This is a genomic window from Methylorubrum sp. Q1 (assembly GCF_004683995.1).
Taxonomy (GTDB): domain Bacteria; phylum Pseudomonadota; class Alphaproteobacteria; order Rhizobiales; family Beijerinckiaceae; genus Methylobacterium.
This window is the reverse complement of sequence record NZ_SRHQ01000009.1, coordinates 83,000-105,702: the sequence shown is the minus strand read 5'-3', so window position 1 is coordinate 105,702 and position 22,703 is coordinate 83,000. Positions and strand designations below refer to the sequence as shown.

Here is a 22,703-nt window from a genome sequence, read left to right as displayed (position 1 = left end):
TGGCGTGCGGGTGGATCGGCTAAGACGGCAGGGTCACTTTTCGCGCCCGCCGCTCCCGCATCTGTGTCCAACCGGCTGGCGCCTCTCGATACGCGACGGACTGGGCAATGGCCGAGGCAGACCACGAAAAGATCCTGCCCGTGATCCTGTGCGGCGGCTCGGGCACGCGGCTATGGCCGGCCTCGCGCGAGAGCATGCCGAAGCAGTTCACGCCGCTGGTCGATCCCGCGACCTCCACCTTTCAGGCCACCGTCCGCCGCGTCGCCGATGCGGCCGTGTTCGCCCGGCCGACGGTCATCGCCTCGGCCGAGTCCCGCTTCATCGTCGCCGAGCAGCTCGCGCAGAGCCGCATCAGCGCCGACATCCTGCTCGAACCCGAGCGGCGCGACTCCGCGGCGGCCGTCGCGGTGGCCGCGCTCCACGGCGCGCGGCGCGGGCCGGAGACGGTGGTGCTGGTGATGGCCGCCGACCACGTGATCGAGGACGCCGCCGCTTTCGCGAGAGCCGCGCAGGCGGCCGCCGTCGGCGCACGACTCGGCCAGATCATGACGCTGGGCATCACCCCGACCCGGCCCGCGACCGAGTACGGCTACATCCGCACCGGCGGCGCGCTTCCCGATGCGCCGGGTCTTCACCGGGTCGAGCGCTTCGTCGAGAAGCCGGACGCGGCCGGCGCCGAGCGTCTGATCGGGGAGGGCGCCCTGTGGAACTCGGGCTACTTCCTGTTCCGCGCCGACGTGATGATCGCCGAGCTGGAAGCGCACGCATCGGAAGTGCTGGAAGCCGCCCGCGGCGCCCTCGACCACGCCGCGACCGATCTCGATTTCGTGCGGCTCCAGGCCGAATCCTTCGCGCGGGCGCCGAAAACCTCGATCGACTACGCCGTGATGGAGCGCACGACCCGCGCGGGCGTGCTCGCGGTCTCCTTCGCGTGGTCCGATGTCGGCACCTGGGAGGCGGTTTGGCAGGTGCTGGAGCGCGACGCCCAGGGCAACGCCGTGCGCGGCCGCGTCGAACTGGTGGAGACCACGGGCAGCCTCGTGCACAGCGAGGGCGACGGGCTGACGACGGTGGTCGGACTCGACGACGTCGTGGTGGTCGCGACCCCCGACGCGGTGCTGGTCGCAGCAAAGGCGAAATCGGGCAAGGTCAAGGATCTCGTCACCGTGCTGCGCGAGAAGGCGCATCCGGAGGCGGATGCCCACCGCCGGATGTACCGCCCCTGGGGCTGGTATCAGCGTATCGATATCGGCGAGCGCTTCCAGGTGAAGCGGATCATGGTGACGCCGGGCGGGCGGCTCTCGCTGCAGAAGCATTTCCACCGGGCCGAACACTGGGTGGTGGTGAAGGGCACGGCCGAGGTGACGCTGAACGATTCGATCGTGCTCGTGCATGAGAACGAGGCGGTCTACCTGCCGATCGGCTCGATGCACCGGCTGACCAATCCCGGAAAGATCCCGCTCGAACTGATCGAGGTACAGGTCGGCTCCTATACGGGAGAGGACGACATCATCCGCGTCGAGGACGTTTACGGGCGCTGAGCGCCGGGATCGGCCGACCGGGCGGCGAGAATGCGCCCGAGCCGCGCGACGTCGGCCCGGCCGATCCTGAGCCCGAGCTTCGAGCGCCGCCACAGGATGTCGTCGGGGGTGAGCGCCCATTCGTGCCGCACGAGGTAATCGACCTCGCGCACGCTGAGATCGCCGCCGAAGGTCTCGCCGAGGTCGGACAGCGCCCGCGCATCGCCGAGCAGATGATCCAAGCGGGTGCCGTAGGCGCGTGCGAGCCGGCGGGCGGTCGCTTCCGGGAGGAAGGGACGCTCGGCGACCAGTCTTGCCAGGAACCTCTCGAAATCCGCGCCGTCGATGTCACCGCCGGGCAGGGGGGCGGTCCCGGTCCAGGCCGGCTTCAGGCCGGGCAGGTGCGGCCCCAGCCGGTCGAGGGCGTGCTCGGCGAGCCGGCGATAGGTCGTGATCTTGCCTCCGAACACCGAGAGGACCGGAGGACCGTCCGTATCGAGTTCGAGCACGTAATCGCGGGTGACCGCCGAGGCATTCGCTGCGGCGTCGTCGTAGAGGGGCCTGAGCCCCGAAAAGCTCCAGACCACGTCGTCCGGGCCGATCTGCCGTTCGAACGAGCGGTTGATGCAGGCGCAGAGGTAGCGTGTCTCCTCGGCCGAGATGGCGACCGGGCCAGGGCCGCCCTCATGCGCCACATCGGTGGTGCCGATCAGGGTGAAGTCGCGCTCGTAGGGGATAGCGAAGACGATGCGCCGGTCGGGCTGCTGCAGGATGTAGGCCTGATCGCCCTCATAGAGCCGCCGGACGACGATGTGGCTCCCCTTGACGAGGCGCACCTTCGGCCGGGCTTCGATGGAGAGCGTCCGCAGCAGGGTCTCGCCGACCCACGGTCCGGCGGCGTTGACGACGACCCGCGCCCGCACGCTCTCCCGCCGCCGCTTGTCGGAATCGTAGAGGGTGACGGTCCAGGCACCGTCATCGCGACGGGCGGATTCGACGGCGGTCCGGGTGCGGATCTGCGCACCGTGCTCGGCGGCGTCGAGCGCGTTCAGCACGACGAGGCGGCTGTCCTCGACCCAGCAATCGGAATAGGCGAAGCCCCGCGTCAGCCGTTTCTGGAGCGGCGCGCCGGCCGCGTCGCGATCGAGGCGCAACGATGTCGAACCCGGCAGCGTCTTGAGGCGGGTGAGGTGATCGTAGAGGAAGAGCCCGAGCCGCAGCATCCACGCCGGCCGAAGCCCCGCATCGTAGGGCAGGACGAAGCGCAAGGGCCAGACGATGTGGGGTGCCAATCGCATCAGCCGCTCGCGCTCGGCCAGTGCCTCGCGCACCAGCCGGAACTCGTACTGTTCGAGGTAGCGCAGGCCGCCATGGATCAGTTTTGTCGAGGCCGACGAAGTGTGTTCGGCCAGATCGCCCCGCTCGCACAACAGGACGCGCAAGCCCCGGCCGGCGGCATCACGGGCGATCCCGGCGCCGTTGATGCCGCCGCCGATGACGAGGAGGTCGAACGGGTCGCTCACAGGCGGCCCAGACCGCTGACGCTCACGACGATCCCGATCAGCACGATGGCCCCGAGGCAGCGGCGCCACGGATTGACCCCGCGGACGATCTCATCGACCGCCCAGACGGTGAGGCTCAGGAGCGCGACGATGCGAAGGCCCGCAAAGACCGGAGCGGGCAGGCCGGGCGTCACCGCCTCGAGCAGCCATTCCAGGGCCGAGGCCGCGGCGAAGATCCAAAGCGGGAGGTTCGGCCATTGGCCGATCACGACGGCGCCGCTACGCCGGTCGCGGAAGAACCAGTCGAAGGCTCGGCGCAAGCGGGGCCTCAGATCGCGCTCGTGCCTCGTGCGGCCCGGATCGGCTCGCAGATCTTCGGGCTGATCCGGTCGAGATGCGGGCAGGCATTGGTTTCGTACCAGCCCCGCAGTTCGGGCTGGTTCGGCGCGACATACATGGCCGTCAGCACGAAGCCGCCTGCGAGCACGATCAGAAGCAGGAGAAGGTTGCGCAAGGGACGTCTCCAATCCGACGAGCCTCGGAGCGGAGGCCGGTTCATCGCGGCAGACGCGCGAAGGCCGGGAGAGTTCCCTGGCCGCCCTCCGCAGCGCCGTCATCGGTGGCTGTCATCCAGCGTCAGAGGCCGGGTGTGAGTCAACGGGCCCTGTGAGCCGGGCAGGAGCCCGAGATCCTGCAGCCAGAGCATGGCGAGCAGGGCCGCGATCAGGCTGCCCAACCCCATGAGAAGGGTGAGGTGGCGCCGCCGGACGATGATGAGGATCACCACGACGAGGAGAGCGAGCGAGAGCGCGAGCGTCAGCATGAACGTACTTCTACGATGATCCGAACCCCGGCGTCTCATGGCTTGATGCCACCGTGAATGCCGCCATGCGCAGCGCCCGTCATCAGTCCAAGATCAGCCGATAAAGGGCAGGGAGGTCGACGACCGGAAGAGATTGCGGCCCAAATCTGCTTTTGATCCGTGTCATCGAAACTTCACGGAACCTCCCCACTGAGCGGCATTTGTAAGCCTGACGTTGTGTCGGTCGATGGGCGGGCGCCGCTGCACCACCGGCCGCGACCGGGTCCGAGACCGGATGGCCCGGTGCCCGGCATCGTCGAGGGCCGGGGTCGATTCCTTCGAGGTTCAATGTCAGACGCGCTCAGCCTGCAGGACCGGGGTCCGGCACCGATCGAAGCCCGCGCGCCACGGGGCCCCGATCTCGACGGCCAGATGCATCCGGGGGGAACCGCCCTCTTCCTGCTCGTCTTGGTGGGAGGGCTCGGCTACGCGCTCTTCAACCTGATCACGGACATGCAGGCCGCCGGCCAGCCACCGCTGGCGATCGGTGCCTTCGCCCTGCTCGGCCTCGCACTGTTCATCGCCCTCGGCTTCGAGTTCGTGAACGGCTTCCACGACACCGCCAACGCCGTCGCGACGGTGATCTACACCCACAGCCTGCCTCCGGTCGTCGCCGTGGTCTATTCCGGCGTCTTCAACTTTCTCGGCGTCCTCGTCTCGACCGGTGCCGTCGCCTACAGCGTCGTTACCTTGCTGCCCGTGGAACTGGTGCTGAAGTCCGGCTCGTCTGCCGGTTACGCGATGATCTTCGCGCTGCTCATCGCCGCAATCGTGTGGAACCTGGGGACATGGGCGCTCGGCCTGCCGAACTCGTCCTCGCACGCGCTGATCGGATCGGTCCTCGGTGTGGGCCTTGCCAACCAGCTCCTCGCCACCGAAGGCTCGGACACCTCCGGCGTCCCGTGGGATCAGGCGTGGAGCGTGCTGCGCGCCCTGCTGTTCAGCCCGCTCGTCGGCTTCGTCATGGCGGCCCTGCTGCTGCTGACGATGCGGTTCGTGATCCGCAACCGCACCCTCTACCAAGAGCCGGAGGGCGACACGCCGCCCCCGCTCTGGATCCGCGCTCTACTGATCCTCACCTGCGGTGGCGTCTCCTTCGCCCATGGCGGCAATGACGGGCAGAAGGGGATGGGCCTGATCATGCTGATCCTGATCGGCGCCGCGCCCACCGCCTACGCGCTCAACCGGACCATGTCCGAGTCGGCGACGCCGCATTTCGTGCAAGTCTCGGAGCGCGCCCGGACGGTGTTCCAGAACCGGGCGGACCAAGCCCCGATGCCGAGCCCGGCCGAGGGGCGCGCGCAGATCACCGGGGCGTTGGGGAAGAAAGACCTCGACCGGCCGGAGACCTACGCGGCCCTGGCCGCGCTCTCGGACGACATCGCCACGAAGGTGAAGGAGTACGGCGCGATCCGCCACGTTCCGGCGGCGGCGACGCCGAACTTGCGCAACGACATGTTTCTCACCTCGGACGCCATCCACAGCCTGAAGAAGCGGGAGGCCCTCTTCGTCGGCGAGGAGGCGGAGGTGCTGAAGACCTACGAGACGAGCCTGAACGATGGCACCCGCTACATCCCGACCTGGGTGAAGGTCTCGGTCGCCCTGGCGCTCGGCCTGGGCACGATGGTGGGCTGGAAGCGCATCGTCGTCACGGTCGGCAGCCGCATCGGCAAGAAGCACCTGACCTACGCGCAGGGCGCGTCCGCCGAGATCACGGCCGCAGGCACGATCGGCCTCGCGGAGGCCTACGGCTTGCCGGTCTCGACCACCCACATCCTGTCGAGCGGCGTCGCCGGCACCATGGCCGCCAACGGCTCGGGCCTGCAATGGGCCACCATGCGCAACCTCGCCGCCGCGTGGTTGCTCACCCTGCCGGCGGCGATCACCCTGGCCGGGCTGCTCTATGCCGGCCTGCGCTTCGTGTTCTGAGGCCGCATTCGGTCACACGCCCGCATACATCCGGCCGGGGTTGAAGATGCCGGCCGGATCATGCGCGGCCTTGATGCCGGCGCTGATGCGCATCAGCGGCTCGGGCAGCGGCTCGAAGACGGGGACAGCCGCGCGCAGGGTCTCGGGCGCGCGCACCAGGGTCGCGTGACCGCTGCCGGCGGCCTTCACCGCGGCGCGGATCACGGCGGCGCCGGCATCGTCGGACGCATCGGTGGCGAGCCAGATCAGGCCGCCGCCCCAATCGTAGAACCAGCGCGCCGCGCGCTCGGCCGCGATCGCCGCGGCGACCGCCGGCCCGCGGGTCGGAGCGACGGAGATGCGCCAGATCGCGGACTCGCGCGGCTCGGCGAGCGAAGTCGCGTCGCGCACGGCACGCCAGAGCGCAGCGCTCTCCTCGCCCTCGACGACCCGGGCCTCGCCGTAGCGGCGCAGCAGGCGGCGCAGCTCGCCGAGGCGGTAACCGACCGACTTGGCAAAGCCTTCGACGCGCATCAGCGTGCGCGGCTCCGGCCCGCCGACACCGGCAGGCCAGTGGGCGGCGCCGGTCAGCTCGAACGGTGAGCCGAGGGCGGTGGCGAGCGCCTCGACCGCGGCGGCATCGGCAAGGCCCGGCAGCACGAGGGTCGCGACCTGCTCCTGCACGGGCAGCACCTTGAAGGTGACCTCCGTCAGCAGGCCGAGCGTGCCCCAGGAGCCGGCCATCAGCTTCACAAGGTCGAGGCCGGTGACGTTCTTCATCACCCGCCCGCCGGACTTGATCGGCTGGCCGCGGCCGTTGACGAAGCGCACGCCGATCAGGCTGTCGCGGGCTGCGCCCGCATTGATGCGGCGGGGGCCGGAATTGTTGGCCGCCGCCACCGCGCCGAAGGTCAGCTCGCCGCTGGAGCCGAGGAGAGGGCGGTGATCCATCGGCTCGAACGGCAGCATCTGCCCGCGCCCGGCCAGCAGTGCTTCGACTTCGGCGAGCGGCGTGCCGGCACGCGCGGCGACAACCATCTCGGCCGGCTCGTAGAGCGTGATGCCGGTGAGCCCCGTCGCGGCGAGCGTCGCCTCATCCTGCGGTGGGCGGCCGAGCGCCGCCTTGGTGCCGCCGCCGACGAGACGCAGCGGTTCCGACCGGCCGGCGGCCTGCGCCACGATGGCAGCCGCCTCCTGCTCGCTCGCCGGCGCGTATGAGGTCATCGTTTCCGTCCCGTGGGATTTTTCTGGAGCTTCGAGAAGCTCCCGGACTCAAACCCCGTTTGGCCTGAGGTGGCAAGCCGAGTCTGCGCCAGGTCCGCGCCTATCGCGCGGCGGCCGGCAGCCGCTTCGGGAAACGCTGGCGCACGGCGCTGCGCAGGCCGGCGATGTCGAGGAACCAGACGAAAGCCCCGTAGACGAGCATTCCGGCCGCGATGCAGGCGGGCAGGGCAAGCGCCGGCTCCAGGCCGCGGAACGGCAGCACGGCCAGAACCATGGCGAGGCAGGCGGCGGCGGTGAGGGCCAGGTCGCGACCCGGCAGGCGTAGGCGCTCGATCCCCGTCAGTGCCCGCAGGCCGAGCACGGCGACCGCCGCGACGAGGCCCAAGGTCTGCGCGACGGCGACGCCCTGCGGTCCCATCATCCGCGGCAGCAGGACGAGGCCGACGGTGTTGACGGCCAGCCCGATGAGCGCGGCGGCGACCACCGGACTCGTCCGGCGTCGGATCTGGAAGATGGGATTGAGGGCGAAGTTCATGATCGAGAGGCAGAACAGGCCCGGGATCAGCAGGTCGGTGTAGTCCGCGAACGGCCCGCGAAACTCCTCCGGCACGATCAGTGCCTGGAGTGCCGGCGTCACGGCCCAATAGCCGGCGGCGCAGGGCAGGAGCAGCGCCACCACGATGGCGATGTTGCGCGCGACCTGGGTCTCGGCGGCCTCGCGGCCATGATGCTCCTCGGCCTGCACGGCGATCTGGAACAGCAGCAGGTCGAGCGCAGCCCCAAGCGTCGAGAAGGCCCGCGAGCCGAGATCGGCGGCGAGCGCGAAATAGCCGGCCTCGGCAAAGCCGGCGGTGCCGGCGATGGCGGCGCGGTTGAGGAAGGGCATGATCTGATAGACGGCGTTGGCCGCGATCAAGGGCAAACCGTAGGCCGCGAACAGCCGCAAGGTTTTTCGCGCCCGGTCAGGCGTGATGGCGGGCGGGTGCCCCAAGAGCCCGTCGCCCAGGATCTTGCGCATCGGCAGCACCGCCAGGAACTGGCTCAAGCCCCCCGCGATCAGCACCCAGACCGGCTGCGGAAACAGCCATGCCGTGCCGGCCATCAGCACGAAGGCCAGGACGTTCTTCCACACCACGAGCCGGAGATAGGCGCTGCCGATGAAGCGGGCGCGGGCGAGCGCCGCGTGATAGTCGAACAACCCGATGCCGATCGCCGCGACCATCGTGCCGGCGGTCATGACCAGACGTCCCTCGGGGGTCGGATTGACGGCGATCCCGAGCCCGGCGCAGAGGGCGGCGGTGGCAAACAGCGCCAGCGCGACGACCCAGTAAGCCCGGTCGAGACCCTGGCGGATCCAGGGCTCGGCCTCGCGCACCCGCGCCGAGTAGAACCGCGTCGCGGAGAGCCGCAGCCACTCGAACAGGATCGTGTTGAGCACGACCGCACCGGCCGTCGCCAGGGCGAACCGGCCGAAATCGGCCGGCCCCAGCATTCGGGCGATGGCGATGCCGAGGATGAAGTTCAGCCCGGCATTGAGGACGAAGGCGGCGATGACGGCCATGGGACGGGGTGCGCTGCTCGCTCAGCCTGGAGCCTGAGGACAAGACTCGCAGCTAGCCGCCAACAAAGCCTGAATTGTGGGGCGACGGCGTGACGACCCATCGCGGCCTGCGGGCCCGGCGCCGGGCCGAAGCCAGAGCCGTGCTATGGAGCTGGAGCTTGAAACCGGGGTGCGCGATGTCTGTCGATCTGTCCTTCGCCACGAAGGTCTTCGCCGCGCTGTTCGCCATCATGAACCCGATCGCGAATGTGCCGGTGTTCCTCTCCCTGACCGATGGCGCTTCCGACGCCGTGCGGCGGCGCGTTGCCGTCACGGCCGCTGTCGGGACCACGATCGGCTGCCTCGTCTCGATCGTGGCCGGGCAGGCCGTCCTGGATGCCTTCGGACTCAGCGTCGACGACTTCCGTCTCGCGGGCGGGCTCATCGTTCTGATGATCGCGCTCTCCATGCTGCAGGGCTCATCGAACCAGACGCACGGCCGCAGCCCCAAGGAAAAGGAAGATCGGGTCGAGGCGGAAAGCGTCGCCATCTACCCGCTGACCATCCCCCTGCTCGTCGGTCCGGGGACGATCGCGACGCTCATCGTGTTCGGCCACACCGCCAAGGCGCAGGCCAAATGGCCGGAACTCGCGCTCGGTGTCGGCGCCTTTCTCACGCTTCTGACGGTCGCGCTGATCTCCGCCCCCTGGCTGGGCCGCCACCTGTCCGCGACGGCCACCTCGATCACGCGCCGTCTGATGGGCATGATCCTGGCCGCGGTTGCGATGGAGATGATCGTGACGAGCCTGCGGAACCTGTTCCCCGGCCTCAGCCACTGAGTCGCGGAGAGCCCCCGCGACGGCGGCGCCTCTCGGCAACCGTTACAGCCAGCCCCTCGCCTTGAAATAGAGCAGCGGCACGATCGCCGAGATCACGATCAGGGCGAGGCCGTAAGGGTAGCCGTAGGCCCAATCGAGTTCGGGCATGTGCTTGAAGTTCATGCCGTAGAGCGAGGCCACCAGGGTCGGCGGCACGCCGACCACGGACACGACGGTGAGAACCCGGAAGGCGTTGTTCTGCTCGATGTTGATGAGCCCGAGCGTCGCGTCGAGCAGGAACTGGACGGTTTCGGAGAGTCGCGTCTCGAACTCGTCCAGCGAGGCGATGTCCTGCGCCAGCGTGTCGAAGCGCGGCGCGTCGCCCTCCTTGAGGGTCTGCCCGCACTCGCTCTTGGCGAAGACGATGATGCGTCCGAGCCCGAGCAGGCTGGCGCGGACCTTCGACAGGGACTTCCCGTGGCGCCCGACCGAACGGAGCAGGCGGCGGAGCGCGAGGTCGCGCCGCTTCGGCGCGGTGGTGTCACCCTTGCGGGCACCCGGCCGGGCGCCCGAATCGAAATCGAAGATGCGGGTGGAGAGCGTATCGAGGTCGCTCGACATCTCCTCCAGAAGGTCGGCGAGGTTGTCGACCAGTTCCTCGACCACGAGCAGGAACATGCCCGTGCTGGTGCTGCCGTCGCCGTCACCCTCGTCCACACGCTTCCGGACCGCCGCGAAGGCGCGCATGTCGTGGAAGCGCACGGTGACGAGATGGTCCGCGGTGAGCAGGAAGCCGAGCGGCTTCAGGCTGAAATCGGAGCGGTCGAAGGTCACCATCGGCGTCGAGAGCGAGAGGCCGTCGCGGTTGCGGCGCAAGCGGCTCGACGACTCGACCTCGCTCAGCGCCGCGCGCGATGGCACGCGGATGCCCGTCTTGCGTTCGACCTGCGCGGCCTCCTTGGCCGTCGGATCGTTCAGGTCGATCCAGACCGCGTGATCGGGCAGGCTCGCGCCACCTCCGGCGCCGCCGTGCTCGACCGCGCCGTTGGCCCCATGAAGGCTCATCATCGGGAGAATGTGTCCCCGTCCGTCCCAGCCGCGCGAGAAATTCGCGCGAAACCGCCGCAGCCGGGAAGAAGCTGCGCCTTGACTCGAAAACGCCGCGCGCCTATCTCGCCAGCGTCGTTAGCACTCACTTGCTTGGAGTGCTAACAATCAGGTGGAGCGCGGTCGTCCCGACCGCATGAAGACCAACCGCCATTCCGAAGCAAGAGGGCAGCTCATGAAGTTCCGTCCGCTGCACGACCGCGTCGTCGTCCGTCGCATCGAGAGCGAAGAGAAGACGAAAGGCGGCATCATCATCCCGGATACCGCCAAGGAGAAGCCGCAAGAGGGCGAGATCGTCGCCGTCGGCCCCGGCGCTCGTGACGAGCAGGGCCGCATCAACGCCCTCGACGTGAAGGTCGGTGACCGCGTGCTGTTCGGCAAGTGGTCCGGCACCGAGGTCAAGATCGACGGCCAGGATCTCCTCATCATGAAGGAATCCGACATCATGGGTGTCGTCGCCCTCTAAGGCGCGAAATCCCTCCACCGCCCTTCGAGGCCGCCAGGGCTCCGCCCTCGGCCGGCTTCAGGGCCCCTTCCATCATTCGAGGTAAACTCACATGGCAGCGAAAGACGTACGTTTCTCCGCCGATGCTCGCGACAAGATGCTGCGCGGCGTCGACATCCTCGCGGATGCCGTCAAGGTGACGCTGGGCCCGAAGGGCCGCAACGTCGTGATCGAGAAGAGCTTCGGCGCGCCGCGCATCACCAAGGACGGCGTCACCGTCGCCAAGGAGATCGAGCTCGCCGACCGCTTCGAGAACATGGGCGCACAGATGGTGCGCGAAGTGGCCTCGAAGACCAACGACATCGCCGGTGACGGCACCACCACCGCGACCGTGCTGGCCCAGGCCATCGTCCGCGAGGGCGCCAAGTACGTGGCCGCCGGCATCAACCCGATGGACCTGAAGCGCGGCATCGACCTCGCCACGGCCGCCGCGGTGAAGGACATCACCGCCCGCGCCAAGAAGGTCGCCTCCTCCGAAGAGGTCGCCCAGGTCGGCACGATCTCCGCCAATGGCGACAAGGAGATCGGCGAGATGATCGCCCACGCCATGCAGAAGGTGGGCAACGAGGGCGTCATCACCGTCGAGGAGGCCAAGACCGCCGAGACCGAGCTCGACGTCGTCGAGGGCATGCAGTTCGACCGCGGCTACCTCTCGCCGTACTTCGTGACCAACGCCGAGAAGATGGTCGCCGAACTCGAGGATCCCTACATCCTCATCCACGAGAAGAAGCTCTCCTCGCTGCAGCCGATGCTGCCGGTGCTCGAGGCCGTGGTGCAGACCGGCAAGCCGCTCGTCATCATCGCCGAGGACATCGAGGGCGAGGCGCTCGCCACCCTCGTCGTGAACAAGCTGCGCGGCGGCCTGAAGGTCGCGGCCGTGAAGGCTCCGGGCTTCGGCGATCGCCGCAAGGCGATGCTCGAGGACATCGCGATCCTCACCAAGGGCCAGACCATCTCCGAGGATCTCGGCATCAAGCTCGAGAACGTCGCCCTGCCGATGCTCGGCCGCGCCAAGCGCGTCCGCATCGAGAAGGAGACCACCACGATCATCGACGGTCTCGGCGAGAAGGCCGACATCGAGGCCCGCGTCGGCCAGATCAAGGCGCAGATCGAGGAGACCACCTCGGACTACGACCGCGAGAAGCTCCAGGAGCGTCTGGCCAAGCTCGCGGGCGGCGTCGCGGTGATCCGCGTCGGCGGCGCGACCGAGGTCGAGGTCAAGGAGAAGAAGGACCGCGTGGACGACGCGCTCAACGCCACCCGCGCCGCGGTGGAAGAGGGCATCGTCCCCGGCGGCGGCGTCGCACTGCTGCTCGCCAAGAAGGCGGTCGCCCAGCTGAAGTCCGACATCCCGGATGTCCAGGCCGGCATCAAGATCGTCCTCAAGGCGCTCGAAGCCCCGATCCGTCAGATCGCCAGCAACGCGGGCGTCGAGGGCTCCATCGTCGTCGGCAAGATCACCGACAACGGCGGCGAGACCTTCGGCTTCAACGCGCAGACCGAAGAGTATGTCGACATGATCCAGGCCGGTATCGTCGACCCGGCCAAGGTCGTGCGCACCGCCCTTCAGGACGCGGCCTCGGTCGCCGGCCTGCTGGTGACCACGGAAGCCATGGTCGCCGACGCGCCGAAGAAGGACAGCGGCGCCCCGGCGATGCCGGGCGGCGGCGGCATGGGCGGCATGGACTTCTAAGTCCACGCACCCGGTCGAAGAACGGAAGAGGGGTCGCCGAAAGGCGGCCCCTTTTTCGTCGGTGGAGCTCGCGGACCGCCCCTGATGAAGTGACGCTGCACGGACGTTTCCCCGGGAAAGCGGGCAGGGTTTATCCTATGCAGTGGCCGGAGGTGCCGAGCCTCGGGCAGCGTCGGAGCGTTGTCGGCCTGACCTTTGCGAGTACCGTGACGGATCGTATACCTGACCCATCGACGCCTTCGATCCACGCCCGTGAGACGATGCTGCGTCTGATGCAGGTGCTGACCGAAGGAATACGGATCGATAGCCTGATGGCCGATCAGATCTCCCAGATCTCGGATCGTGCCCGGCTCTGCGGCGAGGCCGAGATGGCCGACGGGCTGCTCGACGTCACGCGGCGCCACCGGGTCGCGGTCCTGGAAGGGCAGGGCCGGCTCGCCGCCCTCGAAACGCGTTACGCGGTGCTGTTTCCGGAAGCTTAGAGCGTATTCCGACGAAGTTATCACCGGATCGTTGAAAGAATGCGCGTCACAACAACGCTTGGACGGAAGGGCTTCAGCCCTTCTTCTTTTTTCCTTTTCGCTCCTTCTCCTTGTCCTTCTTCTCCCGGCTTTCCTTCACGGGCGGCGCATCGTGGTCCTTGCCGTCCCACACTGCGGAGAAGGGACGGCTGGCAAGGGCGCGCTCCGGGGGCGTCTCGCCCGCACGCGGCTTCGCCGGACTGCCTTCGGCACGGGTCTCGCCCTTGCGGAACGGCGCGTCGCCGGCGGCCAGAGCGCTGAGGCGGTGGCGGTGCCAGCCCGGCGTCGCGGTCTTCAGCGAGGGGTGATGCGGATCGAGGCGGGACACCACCCCCTTCACGTCGGCCTCGGACATCCCATCGGCGATCAGGGCAAGGGTCTCGCTGCCCAGCACCTCGCGGATCAGGCGCAGCGATGCCGCGCGCAAGGACCGGGCCTTGAGCTGCTTCACGACGAGGGCACGGGCGGCTTTGGGAATCTCGGTGCGGATGTCGGGAAACGCTTCCGGCGCAGAGGCCATCGCCTGCAACACGGCATAGCCATCGACATCAAGGGCCATGGAGGATTTCCTTCACTTCCGCGACCAGCGGGATCAGCACGTTGGGGACATGGGCGCCATACTTGGCGGTGAAAGTCGGGGGCGCCCCGTCGGCCGGGACCAGCGCGTCGGCGAGCGCCGCCGCCTGAGGAATGCGGGTTTCGAGCAAACGGAAGCCGGCATCCTCGGCCCGCGCCTCCGCCTGGAGCCGCGCCAGGGTTCGCTGATGCTGGCGCACCTGGGCCTGGAAGCGGGTGACGAGGACGTAGGGTGCGCTCTTCGGGGCGATATGGCTCGCCTGCCGGCTGGTGCGCCGCCAGACCGTCTCGACGAAGGCGTTGAGCCCGTAGGTCGAGAGAAAGTCCGGTATCGAGGTGACGAGGACGAGGTCGGCCGCGCGCACCGCCACCTCGGTGATCGGCGAGATACCCGGCGCGCAATCGAAGAAGACGTAGTCGTAGTTCGCCGCCAGCGGCACGAAGTCGTCGTGAAAGACCTTCCACAGCTTCTCGTCGATGGCGTGCATCGAGAATTTCCGCTCCGTCAGTTCGTAAAGAATCTCCCGCTCCACGAGCCGCAGATGCGGGCCGGACGGCAGCAGCGAGAGCGCGAGCGGCGCGTTCTTGTGGATGGTCAGGCTCACACCGGGCTGGATACGGGCGGAGAGATTCGGCTTGTGGCGGGTGATGAGCTTGAGGGCGAGATAGGCCTCCAGCGTGCGCCCGTGGACGATCATCTCGCCGAGCAGCGCATCGCCCGCGAGGCAGACCGATACGCTCGCCTGCGGATCGAGATCGACCACGAGCACCCGCGCCCCGTCGGCGGCCAGCGCCTCGGCGAGCATGACCACGGTGGTGGTCTTGCCGACCCCGCCCTTCATGTTCGCCACCGCGATCAGCTTGCCGCCCACCGACATCCTCCTGAGCGGCCCTCTCGCCAGCAACGCTCCGCCGCCGGGCCGAGCCGCATCACGCCATCCTAGCGCATCGCCTTCCGCCACAGGCCGACGACACTTTTCGGTAGAATGCTTAATGTATCCCATCGCCCGCCGCGCCGAGCGGCGTGGGGGCCCGTCGGCGACCGTCGCGTCGGGGATACGCCTTCGTGATCGCCCGTATGGGCGGAACACGGCGCCGACAATCCTATCTTGCGAAGGGCCAACGACATCCGCCACACGGCGGGTCGCCCCTCCGATCCAAGGGTTGTCCCTGTGATTTTTCCGACCACCACGGCCTTCTACGCCGCGATTCTGGGCCTGATCTATGCCGGACTGACCGGATGGGTGATCGCTGGCCGGCTCACCGGCAGCGTCCTGTTCGGCGATGGCGGGCAGGACGCGCTCCAGCGGCGCATCCGCTCGCACGGCAACTTCCAGGAATATGTGCCGCTGACCCTGCTGCTGATCGCGCTCTACGAGGGGAGTGGCGGCTCCCATGGCTGGGTTCAGGGCCTGCTGATCGTGCTGGTGATCGCGCGCATCCTGCATCCGATCGGAATGTTCGCCCCCACGAACTCGCCGCGCCAGTTCGCCTGCCGGGGCGGCGGCATTCTCGCGACGCTGGCGATCATGACGATCGCGGCGATCCTGCTGCTGCTGCGGGTCGGCTGACCGTCGGGTTCACCCGCCCTACGGCGCGGCGGCGATCCGCGGCGCCGTTTCCTCGGCAAGCGCGGCGGTCCCGTTGCGTTCGAGGGTGGCGACGGCGAGGGGCTGACCGCGCCCGCGCAGGGCGTGGGTGCCGAGCGGTCTCACCACGACGCCCTCGGGTAGCCGCGGCAGCCGCTTCAGCAGATCCTCGGAGATCAAGGTATCGACGCCGAGCGGGCGGCACAGCGCCTCGACGCGGGCGACCACATTCACCGCGTCCCCGAAATAAGCGATCTTGTGCCGGTCCACCCCGACTTCGGCCGTCACCACCGGGCCGCCATGCAGGCCCGCCCGCAGGCGCGGCACGGTGCCGAAGCGGGCTTCCCAGCCCTCCGCTTCCGCCTCGATGCGCTCGCGCACCGCGAACAGGCACTCGACGCAGCGCGCATCCTTCAGGCCGCGCTCCATCGGCCAAGTGATCATGGCCAGATCGCCGATATAGTCGTCGGTCGAGCCGTAGAACCGGCGCACCGGCTCGGCGAGGGTCGCGAAGACGGCACTGAGATATTCCTGCGCCCGCAGGTCGCCGTGGGTCTCGGCGAAGGCGGTCGATCCGACCACGTCGAGGAACAGGAAGATGCGCTCCTCCTCCACCGGGCGATGGTAACGCCCGACGAGGAAGTTGATGAAGACTTCGCCGCCGATCAGGTCGCGCATGCGGATCACGAAGACGAGCAGGGCCGAGACGGCGAGCGCGTAGGCCAGCACCCGCGGCGTGGTGCGCACCGCCTCCTCCAGGCTGTCGCCGGTCAGGCCGAGCAGCCAGACGACGAAGCCGCCGAGCGCGTTGCCAACGACGATCATCGCCACGTAGGAGAGTTCCGCCGCGACGACGTAGAGCCCGGCGGGCAGACGCCGGATGCGCGACTGGACGCCGGCCAGCAGCACGCCACGGTCGAAGGCCAGCGCCGAGACGCCGACACACAGGCCGTAGGTAAAGCCGGCCGCCGGGCTCGCACCGCCGGCGAAGATGACGTTGTAGAGCAAACCCGCGCCGCCCGCGGCGAGCAGGATGAGAAGCCAGAACCAGCGATGGTGCGGCAGCATCAGATCGGGCTCCGGCGGCCGGCGGAGAAGGATGCGTCCGGCCCGTTCGCAGAGGCCACGGGGCCATGCGGGCAACGGTCGGGCTGGCGGGTCGACACGGAGGCTCCTTCCGTCGGCAATCAGGAGGGGGGCAGAGCCCGCGATCCTCTCCAGACTGTCGGAGGGTCATGCCTGCAACGTGGCGCGAATGTGGCGCACGGCCGCATGCCCGGTTCAGACCGCGCCGGATTTTTTTTCCAGCCGCCGCTCGACGGGAGGGATTAACCGATCCCGTCGGGTGGATCAGGCAGCGGCTAGAGCCGTATCGGACCTGACTGTATCAGGTCGGAGTCTCTGGCCTGTTGTTTTGACGCGCCTTCTTTCGACGAACCGGTGACCACTTCGTCGGAATGCGCTCTAATCGCCGACCCCGAACAGCTTCTCGAGGAAGTTGCGATCGTCCCGGCTCGGACCGCGTCCTTGAGGAACCGAGCGAGGGGGGAGGGCGGAAGCCGTCTGCTCCGGCTCGCCGAGCAGCGCGCCGATCAGGCCGCCGGGTCCGGAATCGCGCTCAGGAGCGGCCTCGGGCCGGGGCGCCCGCCAGCGGTTCATGCCCGGCAGGCCCACCGGCTTCTCGCCCTTGAGCGCCGTCGTCATGTAGGCTTTCCAGATCTCCACCGGCAGGCTGCCGCCCGAGGCGCGCTTGGTCGGCTCGCCGTCGTCGTTGCCGAGCCAGACCCCGGTCACCAGGGTGGCCGAGTAGCCGACGAACCACGCATCGCGGAACTCCTGGCTGGTGCCGGTCTTTCCGGCCAGTTCCCAACCCGCGATGTCCGCCTTCTTGGCCGTGCCCATGGTGAAGACGTCGTGCATCATGGCGTTCATCATGCCGACGGCGTTGGGATCGATGACGCGGCCGAGCCCGCCCTCGCCGCGCTTGTAGAGGACCTTGCCGGTGGCGCTCTTGATGCTGGCGATGACGTAGGGAATCACACCGGTGCCGCCATTGGCGAAGGCGCAGTAGGCGCCCACCAGTTCGAGCGGCGTCACCTCCGAGGTGCCGAGCGCGATCGAGCCGTTGGCCTGGAGCGAGGACGAGATGCCGAGCCGCTGGGCGGTCTGCACCACCGCCTTCGGGCCGACCTCCTGGCCGAGTTTCACCGCCACCGTGTTGAGCGAGAGCGCCAGCGCCTCGCGCAAGGAAACCGGGCCGCGATAGTTGTGCGAGTAGTTCTCCGGCGCCCAGTTGCCGATCCGCACGGGCGCGTCCTCGCGCATCGTGTCGGGGGTCAGGCCGCGCTCGACCGCCGCGAGGTACACGAAGGGCTTGAAGGCCGAGCCCGGCTGGCGCTTGGCGGTGGTGGCGCGGTTGAACTGGCTCTGGGCGTAGTCGCGCCCGCCGACGAGGGCACGGATCGCCCCGTCCGGCCGCATCGAGACGAGGGCACCCTGGGCGACGTTGTAGCGGCCGCCCTTGGCGTTGAGTTCGTCGGTGAGCGCCTTCTCGCCCGCCGTCTGCATGCTCGCATCGACGGTGGTGGCGACGACGATGTCGTCGTCGAACTTCGGCAGGAAGTCGTCGAGCACGTCCATCACGAGGTCGGCGACGTAATTCGGCGAGCCGCCGCCACGGGTCGAGGCCGGCCGGGCCGGCTGGGCCAGCGCGACCTTCGCGTCGGCGCTCTTGGCAAAGCCCAGTTCCTCCATCGCCGCGAGCACCTGGGCGGCGCGGGCCTGCGCCGCCTTCAGGTTGCGGTTCGGCGCGAGGCGCGAGGGCGCCTGCACCAGGCCGCCGAGCATGGCAGCCTCCGCCAGCGTCACGTTCTTGGCGGGCTTGCCGAAATAGCGCTGAGCCGCGGCCTCGACGCCGTAGGCGCCGGCACCGAAATAGACCCGGTTGAGATAGAGTTCGAGGATCTCGTCCTTCGAGTATTTGTGCTCCAGCCACAGCGCCAGGATCGCCTCCTGGATCTTTCGCGAAGCCGACCGCTCCGGGGTGAGGAACAGGTTCTTGGCGAGCTGCTGGGTCAGCGTCGAGCCGCCCTGCGCCACGCCGCGGCGGGTCAGGTTCTGGGTGATCGCGCGGGCGATGCCCACGGGATCGATGCCGAAATGGTCATAGAACCGCCGGTCCTCGATCGCGACGAAGGCGCGCGGCAGGTAGGGCGGCAACTCCTTGATCGAGACGACGCGGCCGCCGGTCTCGCCGCGGTTGGCGAGCAGGCTGCCGTCGCTGGCCAGAATCGCGATGTTGGGCGGGCGCTTGGGAACCGCGAGCTGATCGATCGGCGGCAATTGCGAGGCGTGGTAGGCGATGAGGCCGGCCAGCCCGATCGCCACCCAGATGCCGAGGACGACGCCGGCATAGACCAGACGGCCGAGCCAGGAGCGCCGCCGCGGCGGGCGCCGGCCGCTGCCGCCGCCGGAGGCCTTGCGCGCACGCGCCTTCGGCGCCGAAGCGGGGCGGCCGGCCGAAGCCCGCGGCCCACCCGCCGACCGGTCGTTGCGCGACAGGCGCACGTCGAGGCGGCCCGGCTCGCTCCCCTCCGGAATGTCGAAGGTCGGTTCGCTGCGAGGTTTGCGTCCGCGAGACTGCGCCATGCGTTCCATGCGTCCGGGGCTGCCGATCCCCGAAAGGATCTCGCCTCCCGCGACCGTGCTCCCCTGTTCGGGATCCGCGCGTCGGTATTCCGCCGGATCGATCCCCTCGGACGCACCGGCTCGCCCTGCGGCACGGCGGGTCGTCCCCTTGCGTCAGAGACAGTAAATGCGGCGGGTTTAAGGGTTGTTAAGCCCGCCGGAGCACGCCCGGCCGGCCTTCACCGGATCTTCACGCGTGATCGTTTCGCGCGCGATTCAAGAGGTGCCCAAGGGGTGGCGCATCGACGTGGCAACCGTTATCGACGGTTCTGCCCTCGGCGCGCAGGCATGAGGGCCCGCACTAGGGACTGACCGGACCGGGACTTGTTCGTCCGAGGGCCGGATCGCCTTTCCTGCTCCGCCGTCGGTGGCTCCGTCGCGGAAAGAGGCTCGAGGGTTGATGGCGCGCTCCGTTTTCGTCCTTCTCCACCGCTGGGCCGGTCTGACGATCGCCGCCTTCCTGCTCGTGGCGGGGCTCACCGGCGCGGTGATCTCCTGGGACCACGAACTCGACGATTGGCTGAACCCGCATCTCCATACGGTCGAGAGCCGCGGTGCGGCGATCCCCGCCCTCGACCTTGCGCGGCAGTTCGAGGCCCGGGATCCACGCGCCCGCGTCTCCTATCTCCCGCTCGCGTCTGAAGCGGGCGAGTCGCTATCCCTGTTCGTGATGCCGCGGGTCGATGCGGCGACCGGCAGCCTGCACAAGCTCGGATACAATCAGGTCTTCCTCGACCCTGTCACCGGGGCCGAACTCGGACGGCGGGAATGGGGTCAGGTCTGGCCGATCACCCGCGAGACGCTGATCTCGTTCCTGTACAAGCTGCACTACTCCCTGCACCTGCCGGAGATGTGGGGCGAGGAGCGCTGGGGCATCTGGCTGCTCGGGATCGTCGCCGTCGTCTGGATGCTCGATTCTTTCGTCGGCTTCTATCTGACGCTGCCGGTGCGCAAACCCGCCAACCCGGAGCGCCCGGCGGCGGTCGAGCGGCAGCTCGGACGGGGCTGGTGGTCCCGCTGGAAGCCCGCCTGGAAGGTGAAGATCGCGGGCAGCCCCTACCGCGTGACCTTCGATCTGCACCGCGCCTTCAGCCTCTGGACCTTCGCGCTGCTGTTCGTGCTCGCTTTCACGGCGTTCTCGCTCAACCTCTACCGCGAGGTGTTCCTGCCGCTGATGTCGAGCGTCTCGCAGGTGACGCCCGAACCGTCGAACACCCGCCCCTTCGTCTCACCGCTCAAGCCGATCGAGCCGGGGGTGGATTATGCCCAAATCCTCGAGGCGGCGCAGGCGGAGGGGCAACGCCGCGGCTGGAAGGAGCCGGTCGGCGCGCTCGCCTACGCGCCGATGCAGGGCTTCTACACCGCCCGCTTCTTCGAGCCCGGCGACGACCACGGCGCCGCGGGCGTCGGCCCGGCGGCGATCTATTTCGACGGTGGGGACGGCCGGGTGATCGGCGACCGCCAACCCTGGGTCGGCACCGCCGCCGATATTTTCGTGCAGGCGCAGTTCCCGGTGCATTCGGGCCGCATCCTCGGCCTGCCCGGCCGCATCCTGATCTCCTTCATGGGGCTCGTCGTCGCGATGCTGTCGGTCACCGGCGTGGTGATCTGGTGGCGCAAGCGCGCGGCGCGGCTGTCGGTTCGACGCAAGGCCGTCGCGCTGCCCGCCCGGACCGTCAGTCGGCCCGTACCGGCGGAGTAGGCTCAGCGCCCGGCCGCCAGCGCACGGCGGCCGGCCCGGCGGGTCGGAGCCAGGGTCGCGAGGTCGTCGTGATGGAGGAGCAGGACGCCGGTGGTGCCGGCGAGCTTGCGGGCGGCAGGCGTGAATCCGGCATTCGAGACCACGGCCGCCATGTCGCCCGACCAATGCAAGGTGGCAGCCGCCACCTCCTGCACCGCCGCATTGCCGACCGGGCGGCCGTAGCGCTTGCACTGCACGATCAGGCGCAGGCCCGCCTTCTCGGCGATCACGTCGCATCCCTGGTCGCCGCTCGCCCCCGTAGGCCGGGCATCCCAGCCCGCCTCGCCCAGAAGTTCGGCGCAGTATCGTTCATAGGCGACCCCGTCTTCCGGTGTCTCCATTTCGTCGGGCCGTTCGTGCGTGCAGGCCACCCGCTCGACGATCTCCACCATCTCATCGAAGCGCGACTCGGCGTAATCGGAAAAGCCGCGCTGCTCGACGAGCGGCAGGACGGTGCGCTCGACGAAATATTCGCGCTCGCGCAGCCAGCCGTCCTCGATCGTATTGCCGTAGGCGTCGAGGAAGCGCTCCTGCCGACGTCGCAGGGCGAGCGTCGCGGCGTGGCGCCGGGCGATGCGACGCACGCGTGCGCGGAAGCGGCGCGGCCGGTCGAGGCGATGGAGGAGGATCGCGAGGCAGACCGCGCCCGTGGCGGCGAGAGCCGGTGCTCCATAACGAATGGCGGCGGCGCCCCCGAGGACGACGGCCCAGAACAGGCGCGTGGCGATGGTCGACCGGCCGGACATCATGTCTCCCGCGAAAGACCGGGACGACGCCCGGACTTCGCAGGGACTGTTCCCGCCGAGCGGTTGCCCGACTTCTAACGCCGAGGCCTCATCCCGCACTCGGGGAAGAGGCGCCACTGCATCGCGTGTGGATAAGTGTTTCTCACAAGACTCCCGCTGCGCCGTCCCCGCCAAAGCGAGAACAGTCGGAGATCGGGAGTTTCGTGAGGCACGCTAAACGGCACCGGCGCAAACCCGCCGCTCGGAGGCCGGGCGATCGATGACGATCCGGCCTTCGACACCGTCGGTCGGCGCGATGCGCTCAGACCGCCTCCCCGGAACGAGCCCGGCCACGGCGACGCGGCGCCGAGGCGGCGGTCTCAGGGGCCGGTTCGGCGGCGGTCTCCGTCGCCGTCTTGGAGGGCCACTTCCGGCGCTGCTGGCCGAGGCCCATGGTCCGAGCAAGGGCAGACCGGGTCGCGGCGTAGCTCGGTGCGACCATCGGATAGTCGTCCGGCAGGTTCCAGCGCGCACGGTACTCGTCGGGCGAGAGATTGTAGCGCGTCCGCAGATGCCGCTTGAGCGATTTGAATTTTTTGCCGTCTTCGAGGCAAATGAGGAAATCCTGCTGGATCGAACGCCGGATCGACACGGCCGGCGTCGGGGCCACCTCTTCAGGCTCACTTGGCTTATTCGACAATTGTGCCAGCGCACCGTGAACCGACGTGATCAACCCGGGCAATTCCCCGACCGCCAGGGAGTTATTCCCGACATAGGCCGACACGATATCGACAACCAAGGCCACGTGATCGCCAGCGGAGCTATCCTCAAGCGACATCCTCAATATCCCTTCCGATATTTGCAAACGGCGAACTGCAATAGGCGCCGCAACGGAGACGCCAGCATTGCGGAGCACGGTGCGACTGCGCTGAATGACGCAGGACTTAACCTTTGATGGGACCGGCTGCAAGATGGATTTTGAGTGTCCTCCAAAAATCACTTGAAATTTCGTCCGTTTGACAGGGCTATTGCGATAAAAGTCGTATTAGGAACTCCACAAAATTCCCCGACATCCGGTATAATTGCGAAATGCAATACGGGATGATTACGCAGATCGATTGGATAGAGCCGTGTGCGAACGTCGCCGCGGACCCGTCTGATATTGCGAAATGCCGAGATCAAAAA

The 22,703-nt window shown here is 68.6% G+C and carries 21 protein-coding genes; 8 read left to right on the top strand and 13 right to left on the bottom strand.

Features of this window, described 5'->3' with window-relative positions; all coding sequences use genetic code 11:
* Nucleotides 1-107: 107 nt before the first annotated feature.
* Nucleotides 108-1,541, top strand: a complete 1,434-nt coding sequence (locus E4V01_RS10830) for a mannose-1-phosphate guanylyltransferase/mannose-6-phosphate isomerase (protein ID WP_135298339.1) — start codon at nucleotides 108-110, stop codon at nucleotides 1,539-1,541.
* On the opposite strand, the gene glpD is transcribed toward E4V01_RS10830, so the two are convergent.
* From glpD to E4V01_RS10810, 4 genes are all read right to left on the bottom strand, one after another.
* The gene (glpD, locus tag E4V01_RS10825) at nucleotides 1,529-3,043 is read right to left on the bottom strand and encodes a glycerol-3-phosphate dehydrogenase (RefSeq protein ID WP_135298338.1); all 1,515 of its coding nucleotides are present in this window, start codon (nucleotides 3,041-3,043) and stop codon (nucleotides 1,529-1,531) included. The two genes, E4V01_RS10830 and glpD, sit on opposite strands and share 13 nt — an antisense overlap.
* Entirely contained in the window at nucleotides 3,040-3,342 is a 303-nt protein-coding gene (locus tag E4V01_RS10820; RefSeq protein ID WP_135298337.1) for a hypothetical protein, read from the bottom strand. Before E4V01_RS10820 ends, glpD begins: the two co-directional genes overlap by 4 nt.
* 8 nt (nucleotides 3,343-3,350) lie before the next feature.
* A complete protein-coding gene (locus tag E4V01_RS10815; protein WP_015824797.1) occupies nucleotides 3,351-3,536 on the bottom strand; it encodes a hypothetical protein in 186 nt (61 codons plus the stop codon).
* Nucleotides 3,537-3,635: 99 nt separating this feature from the next.
* Entirely contained in the window at nucleotides 3,636-3,845 is a 210-nt protein-coding gene (locus E4V01_RS10810; RefSeq protein WP_003600907.1) for a hypothetical protein, read from the bottom strand.
* A gap of 327 nt (nucleotides 3,846-4,172) precedes the next feature.
* Between E4V01_RS10810 and E4V01_RS10805 the strand changes: the two genes are divergently transcribed.
* Entirely contained in the window at nucleotides 4,173-5,813 is a 1,641-nt protein-coding gene (locus E4V01_RS10805; protein ID WP_135298336.1) for an inorganic phosphate transporter, read from the top strand.
* Nucleotides 5,814-5,825: 12 nt separating this feature from the next.
* Here the strand turns inward: E4V01_RS10805 and glcE are convergent, their stop codons facing one another.
* Both glcE and E4V01_RS10795 read right to left on the bottom strand, forming a co-directional pair.
* Entirely contained in the window at nucleotides 5,826-7,016 is a 1,191-nt protein-coding gene (gene glcE, locus E4V01_RS10800; RefSeq protein ID WP_135298335.1) for a glycolate oxidase subunit GlcE, read from the bottom strand.
* 100 nt (nucleotides 7,017-7,116) lie between these two features.
* Nucleotides 7,117-8,577, bottom strand: coding sequence for a lipopolysaccharide biosynthesis protein (locus E4V01_RS10795; RefSeq protein WP_135298334.1), 1,461 nt, complete (start codon nucleotides 8,575-8,577; stop codon nucleotides 7,117-7,119).
* Between the two features lie 176 nt (nucleotides 8,578-8,753).
* On the opposite strand from E4V01_RS10795, the gene E4V01_RS10790 reads away from it, so the two are divergent.
* Nucleotides 8,754-9,395: a MarC family protein gene (locus E4V01_RS10790; protein WP_135298333.1), complete on the top strand. Its 642-nt coding sequence runs from the start codon at nucleotides 8,754-8,756 to the stop codon at nucleotides 9,393-9,395.
* 42 nt (nucleotides 9,396-9,437) lie between these two features.
* Here the strand turns inward: E4V01_RS10790 and E4V01_RS10785 are convergent, their stop codons facing one another.
* Entirely contained in the window at nucleotides 9,438-10,442 is a 1,005-nt protein-coding gene (locus E4V01_RS10785; RefSeq protein ID WP_135298332.1) for a magnesium transporter CorA family protein, read from the bottom strand.
* A 214-nt stretch (nucleotides 10,443-10,656) separates the two neighbouring features.
* Between E4V01_RS10785 and groES the strand changes: the two genes are divergently transcribed.
* The 3 genes from groES (at nucleotide 10,657) to E4V01_RS26160 (ending at nucleotide 13,161) form a co-directional block, all read left to right on the top strand.
* Entirely contained in the window at nucleotides 10,657-10,947 is a 291-nt protein-coding gene (gene groES / locus E4V01_RS10780; RefSeq protein WP_060772000.1) for a co-chaperone GroES, read from the top strand.
* Nucleotides 10,948-11,038: 91 nt separating this feature from the next.
* The gene (groL, locus tag E4V01_RS10775; protein WP_060771999.1) at nucleotides 11,039-12,679 is read left to right on the top strand and encodes a chaperonin GroEL; all 1,641 of its coding nucleotides are present in this window, start codon (nucleotides 11,039-11,041) and stop codon (nucleotides 12,677-12,679) included.
* A 260-nt stretch (nucleotides 12,680-12,939) separates the two neighbouring features.
* Nucleotides 12,940-13,161: a hypothetical protein gene (locus tag E4V01_RS26160; protein WP_245517505.1), complete on the top strand. Its 222-nt coding sequence runs from the start codon at nucleotides 12,940-12,942 to the stop codon at nucleotides 13,159-13,161.
* Nucleotides 13,162-13,234: 73 nt separating this feature from the next.
* Here the strand turns inward: E4V01_RS26160 and E4V01_RS10765 are convergent, their stop codons facing one another.
* On the bottom strand, nucleotides 13,235-13,759 hold the full coding sequence (locus E4V01_RS10765) for a hypothetical protein (protein ID WP_135298330.1): 525 nt from the start codon (nucleotides 13,757-13,759) through the stop codon (nucleotides 13,235-13,237).
* Nucleotides 13,749-14,654, bottom strand: a complete 906-nt coding sequence (locus E4V01_RS10760; protein ID WP_083530952.1) for a ParA family protein — start codon at nucleotides 14,652-14,654, stop codon at nucleotides 13,749-13,751. Before E4V01_RS10760 ends, E4V01_RS10765 begins: the two co-directional genes overlap by 11 nt.
* A gap of 294 nt (nucleotides 14,655-14,948) precedes the next feature.
* Here E4V01_RS10760 and E4V01_RS10755 point away from each other — a divergent pair, with 294 nt between their 5' ends.
* Entirely contained in the window at nucleotides 14,949-15,347 is a 399-nt protein-coding gene (locus E4V01_RS10755) for an MAPEG family protein (RefSeq protein WP_135298329.1), read from the top strand.
* Nucleotides 15,348-15,365: 18 nt separating this feature from the next.
* On the opposite strand, the gene E4V01_RS10750 is transcribed toward E4V01_RS10755, so the two are convergent.
* Both E4V01_RS10750 and E4V01_RS10745 read right to left on the bottom strand, forming a co-directional pair.
* Nucleotides 15,366-16,433 (bottom strand): adenylate/guanylate cyclase domain-containing protein, encoded by a 1,068-nt coding sequence (locus E4V01_RS10750; protein WP_043767055.1) that lies wholly within the window; start codon nucleotides 16,431-16,433, stop codon nucleotides 15,366-15,368.
* Nucleotides 16,434-16,829: 396 nt separating this feature from the next.
* Complete coding sequence (locus E4V01_RS10745; protein WP_135298328.1) at nucleotides 16,830-19,013, bottom strand: transglycosylase domain-containing protein; 2,184 nt, start codon at nucleotides 19,011-19,013, stop codon at nucleotides 16,830-16,832.
* A gap of 439 nt (nucleotides 19,014-19,452) precedes the next feature.
* On the opposite strand from E4V01_RS10745, the gene E4V01_RS10740 reads away from it, so the two are divergent.
* Complete coding sequence (locus tag E4V01_RS10740; RefSeq protein ID WP_135298327.1) at nucleotides 19,453-20,754, top strand: PepSY domain-containing protein; 1,302 nt, start codon at nucleotides 19,453-19,455, stop codon at nucleotides 20,752-20,754.
* A 2-nt stretch (nucleotides 20,755-20,756) separates the two neighbouring features.
* On the opposite strand, the gene E4V01_RS10735 is transcribed toward E4V01_RS10740, so the two are convergent.
* Nucleotides 20,757-21,539 (bottom strand): restriction endonuclease, encoded by a 783-nt coding sequence (locus E4V01_RS10735; protein WP_135298326.1) that lies wholly within the window; start codon nucleotides 21,537-21,539, stop codon nucleotides 20,757-20,759.
* A 301-nt stretch (nucleotides 21,540-21,840) separates the two neighbouring features.
* Nucleotides 21,841-22,356 (bottom strand): MucR family transcriptional regulator, encoded by a 516-nt coding sequence (locus tag E4V01_RS10730; protein WP_060771993.1) that lies wholly within the window; start codon nucleotides 22,354-22,356, stop codon nucleotides 21,841-21,843.
* Nucleotides 22,357-22,703 lie beyond the last annotated feature (347 nt).

Bases quoted from the DNA above. Each gene is read 5' to 3' on its own strand.
- E4V01_RS10805 (WP_135298336.1), top strand. From the start codon at position 4,173: ATGTCAGACGCGCTCAGCCTGCAGGACCGGGGTCCGGCACCGATCGAA.
- E4V01_RS10810 (WP_003600907.1), bottom strand. From the start codon at position 3,845: ATGCTGACGCTCGCGCTCTCGCTCGCTCTCCTCGTCGTGGTGATCCTC.
- E4V01_RS10745 (WP_135298328.1), bottom strand. From the start codon at position 19,013: ATGGCGCAGTCTCGCGGACGCAAACCTCGCAGCGAACCGACCTTCGAC.
- groL (WP_060771999.1), top strand. From the start codon at position 11,039: ATGGCAGCGAAAGACGTACGTTTCTCCGCCGATGCTCGCGACAAGATG.
- E4V01_RS10760 (WP_083530952.1), bottom strand. From the start codon at position 14,654: ATGTCGGTGGGCGGCAAGCTGATCGCGGTGGCGAACATGAAGGGCGGG.
- E4V01_RS10830 (WP_135298339.1), top strand. From the start codon at position 108: ATGGCCGAGGCAGACCACGAAAAGATCCTGCCCGTGATCCTGTGCGGC.
- E4V01_RS10765 (WP_135298330.1), bottom strand. From the start codon at position 13,759: ATGGCCCTTGATGTCGATGGCTATGCCGTGTTGCAGGCGATGGCCTCT.
- E4V01_RS10785 (WP_135298332.1), bottom strand. From the start codon at position 10,442: ATGATGAGCCTTCATGGGGCCAACGGCGCGGTCGAGCACGGCGGCGCC.
- E4V01_RS10730 (WP_060771993.1), bottom strand. From the start codon at position 22,356: ATGTCGCTTGAGGATAGCTCCGCTGGCGATCACGTGGCCTTGGTTGTC.
- E4V01_RS26160 (WP_245517505.1), top strand. From the start codon at position 12,940: ATGCTGCGTCTGATGCAGGTGCTGACCGAAGGAATACGGATCGATAGC.
- groES (WP_060772000.1), top strand. From the start codon at position 10,657: ATGAAGTTCCGTCCGCTGCACGACCGCGTCGTCGTCCGTCGCATCGAG.
- E4V01_RS10750 (WP_043767055.1), bottom strand. From the start codon at position 16,433: ATGCTGCCGCACCATCGCTGGTTCTGGCTTCTCATCCTGCTCGCCGCG.
- E4V01_RS10735 (WP_135298326.1), bottom strand. From the start codon at position 21,539: ATGTCCGGCCGGTCGACCATCGCCACGCGCCTGTTCTGGGCCGTCGTC.
- E4V01_RS10795 (WP_135298334.1), bottom strand. From the start codon at position 8,577: ATGGCCGTCATCGCCGCCTTCGTCCTCAATGCCGGGCTGAACTTCATC.
- E4V01_RS10790 (WP_135298333.1), top strand. From the start codon at position 8,754: ATGTCTGTCGATCTGTCCTTCGCCACGAAGGTCTTCGCCGCGCTGTTC.
- glcE (WP_135298335.1), bottom strand. From the start codon at position 7,016: ATGACCTCATACGCGCCGGCGAGCGAGCAGGAGGCGGCTGCCATCGTG.
- E4V01_RS10740 (WP_135298327.1), top strand. From the start codon at position 19,453: ATGGCGCGCTCCGTTTTCGTCCTTCTCCACCGCTGGGCCGGTCTGACG.